General features: G+C 37.4%; 2 protein-coding genes. Both read right to left on the bottom strand.

Translation table 11 applies throughout. The features are described 5' to 3' along the window. Positions 1 to 86: 86 nt before the first annotated feature. Positions 87 to 1,151 carry an AMP-binding protein gene (locus tag SANK73390_RS05380; RefSeq protein ID WP_462764452.1) on the bottom strand — a complete coding sequence of 355 codons (1,065 nt, stop codon included), beginning with the start codon at positions 1,149 to 1,151 and terminating at the stop codon, positions 87 to 89. Between the two features lie 1,187 nt (positions 1,152 to 2,338). Next, positions 2,339 to 3,802: a metallophosphoesterase gene (locus SANK73390_RS05375; RefSeq protein WP_462764450.1), complete on the bottom strand. Its 1,464-nt coding sequence runs from the start codon at positions 3,800 to 3,802 to the stop codon at positions 2,339 to 2,341. Positions 3,803 to 3,871: the final 69 nt, after the last annotated feature.

Genomic DNA, 3,871 nt, shown 5'->3' with positions numbered 1-3,871 from the left:
TCCGCACGAGACGGCATAATAAGATTGCCCTGATTGCTCATCGTTTAGTTCACAAAAAGGCGCGCCTTGGCGATATGGCGTCTTAATTACTGCGTTACCTTTTTAATTTGCTGCTCATCTAGATGCAATACCTTAGCACCTTCAAACAGCTTTCCTCCGGTTGCGAACAACGTTGTTTCTGCCATGCCATAGCATGGTGAGAGCGCTTCTCGTTTTAAACCGCACGATTTAAATTTTTGATAAAATCGCTCAAGTGTGCTGGCCCTAACTGGTTCTGCGCCATTTAATGCACGGCGCCAGTTAGATAAGTCTAATGTGGCGAGATCTTTATCTTTGATGGTGTCAACACACAAGTCATAAGCAAAGTTAGGCGCACTTGAGGTAATCCCTTTACTATCACTTAAAAGTTTTAGCCAACGAAATGGCTTTTGGAGAAAGTAAGTCGGATTCATTAATACCGCGGGTGCACCAATATAAATCGGATGTAAAATCCCAAAAATGAGCCCCATATCATGAAAATGTGGTAACCAACTAACGATTGGTGTTGTTTCATTATGACCAAATGCAACCTTCATCATTTGTTCATTGTTTATAATGTTATGGTGATCAACCATCACACCTTTGGGGCTACCTGTAGAGCCAGATGTATACTGTAAAAATGCCAAATCATTTGGCTTTAAATCAATCTCTTTGGACGCTTGCTGATCAGATTGCTCTGTTGAGAATAAATCGGTGATATGAATAGGTAATGACTTTAAACTGGTTTCTGATTCAAATAATGGCCTAGCAATTTCGTTAATTTTAGCCGTTGTTAACGCCCCAGCAGCGCCAGCATCTTCGATGATGCTGCGTAATCTATCAATATTTTGATTTTTTTTAGGGGGATATGCTGGTACAGCTACTACCCCAGCATAAAGACACGCAAAAAACGCTTCTACAAATTCAAACCCTGAATTATAGAGCAGCAGCGCTCGGTCGCCTTTTCTGAAATGCACTTTTAGGTGTGAGGCAATTAACCTAGCATTTTTGTCTAACTGGAAGTATGTAAGGGTTTTACTGGGTTGATCATCATCGAAAAAATATTGATATGCGACATCATTGCCACGTGTTTTAGCTAAATAAACTAAAGACGTTACTATATTTGTATTCATTCCGTGTCCAAAAACGATAAGTACAACGCACAAAGACAATAAAAATTGTATTCATCTGTGGCGTTGAACATTTACGATTCATAATTGACAAAAATCAATTATTGCATTTAAAGTAGTCGTTGCATCATTAGGCATAACTACTTTGTATACTTCTAACGACATCCAGCACTACAACGCTGATTAATTGATCCAAACTAAAATAACCACAGAAAAACTGTTATTACATTAAGTTAGTAGCAAACAGAAATCATAAATCTCGTATAAACGACAACAGAACTACAAATAATTTCTTTAAACTTAACAATCAATATAAATTGTTCAAAAGCCAAGCTATTATTAAATTGTAAACCAAAAAACAAAAACAAAAACAAAACAACATAAAAACAAAAAATTAACACAAAAATGAATATTTACTGACGTTAAACAGTAAATGATGTTAGCAGGCTTGAATACAAAAGTGCATTACAGGCGGTTACATCTAAAACATAGCGCTAAAAGCCCACAAGATTGTTCAAAAATAATACCTTTTATATTTAATAACAATTAAGCCTTGAATTTATAAAAAGCTTAGCCTAACTAATTTATTTTGCTAATTTTTTTACTATTTGTCTTTCGAAAAATAGTGTTTGCATTGAGTGATTTACAATATGTACAAGGCTGTTGGTAGGATAAATAAAAATTAATGCATTTCATTGGCAGTCGCGTTCTATGGGTGTAGGAACAAGTGAAGAGATTATAATATTACTTTTTAAGTTAGTGTGTTATCGCCCGTCAATACTTGTAATAACGTGACTAATTTAGCACCAGTTTTTACCTTTTAAGTGCACCTTTGAAAAATAACAGCTGCGATTTAAAATTATCAAATACCTAAATCTTGAATCACATCGCTTAAGATACTGAGCGTGCATCTAAATAATTTAGATGCACGCATTTAGGGGGGCTCTTTGAGGTATGAATTTTGTTCTAATCAAAAGCTTTCAATGCTAGGAATTGGCTATGTAAGTAATCTATGTTAATTGCTCATGACAACGTAGTGTGAGCCTGAGGACAGTGCCATTGGGTATTTTTCTACGTTATCACTTGACCTACATAGAATTGCTAGGGCTACAGGCTTTACCTTGCCAATATACCCGAGTGACTGCAACAAAACACACAGCAAAGATCAACACGCCTAATAAGCATATTACCTATTCTATTTTATCGCATATCGGTTTATCTAGCACAACATGGCTGGCATCACACGCAATAAATGATTGCCCATCTACGCCTATAAACTCCCCAGCCCAATCACTTGCATTGGCTTTAATATCAATGGCTAAATAACCAAACTTACCTTGTGTATTAGTAATACTCATTTGTTCATCAACCTTAACAGATACACTTTGGTTTGATTGTTTACTGCTTAAGCTGACACCGCTATTGCCTACAACAATTTGAGGGGGCCTGTGACTATTTTGCTGTGGTGTGATCGACTGGTAAATATGCATATGTCCAGACAGTGATAATGCAACCTTCAATGGCAACATGCCCGCTTTAGTATTTGTAAGCGCTACTTGAAGTTGCTTATTGAGCGTATCCAAAGGCGATACGCTATTTACACCCCATATAGGCCGATGCGTCATAACCCATGTAGGATTAGCAGAATTGCTAGCGAAGGCATTTAGGTGTTCAAATTGCTCAGTGTACTGGGCAGTTAATTGATTACTTGCCAACTCATCACACGCGTTTGCCGAATCATAAACCCAAATGTTTAACCTTTTTAATGGTAAAGCATAGGGCTTTATCATAGCGATATGATCAACCGCAGTTTTTGGTGGGGTGTTAAAATCACCTTGAAAAGGGCAAGATTGTTGATTAACTGATTGCTGAAATTGCCCGCCAGGGCCAAAAAAGTAGAACCAACCGATACCTGCCCTTGAACACAATTCGTGATTACCGCGAGCAAACACCCAAGGTGCATTGCTCATTAACTTCTTGGCGGGTTTAAAAAAGTCTAATTCCCAGCTTAACCATGTATCAGGCTTAGGGCTATTTTTAGCGTTTTGACTGTAGTAAGTGTCTTCTAACCCACAACTGTTGCCACCATAACCACCGTCACCCGCATCATAAGCATATATATCCCCATTAATACTACCCGATGTACTACGGTAGTTATAATCCCCCATATGCAGTAGTAAATCGGTATTATTTTGTGCTGCTATATCAGCTAACGTTTTAAAAGGTTCTGCTGCTTGCTGTTTACACACTTTAGTTTTACAGCCTGTATCACCAAATATCTGAACATTACTAGGGTCTAAAGATGCCTTTGAAAGCTGCAGATTACTTCCTTTAACTTGGTAGCGAGTCTCAGGCTCTAATATGACTTCACACACAGTAACAGGAAACTGGTTTGACGCTGGCTTCAAACCCCTTAATACCGTTGCTAATACCTTACCATGCTCGCTAACGACTTCAGGACATAACTGTGAACTTGCTAAGTCTCCTTGAACAATTATTCGCCCATATACAAGTATTGTTCCTGTATTAGAAGGCGCTAACATGGAGTATGCAAATAGTAGGTCATTTCGAGTAGTTGCATTACTATTACTGCTTGGCTTTACACAGCCTAAAAGTAATACAATGATAGTTATAAGAACACAGAAGGTACGCATAAATATATTCCTTTAATAAAGTCTTAAGTAGATTCTAATAAACAATAAATTATTCACACGATTTTTTTC

This window comes from Pseudoalteromonas sp. SANK 73390 (assembly GCF_054966645.1).
This window is presented reverse-complemented; position numbering and strand designations above follow the sequence as displayed.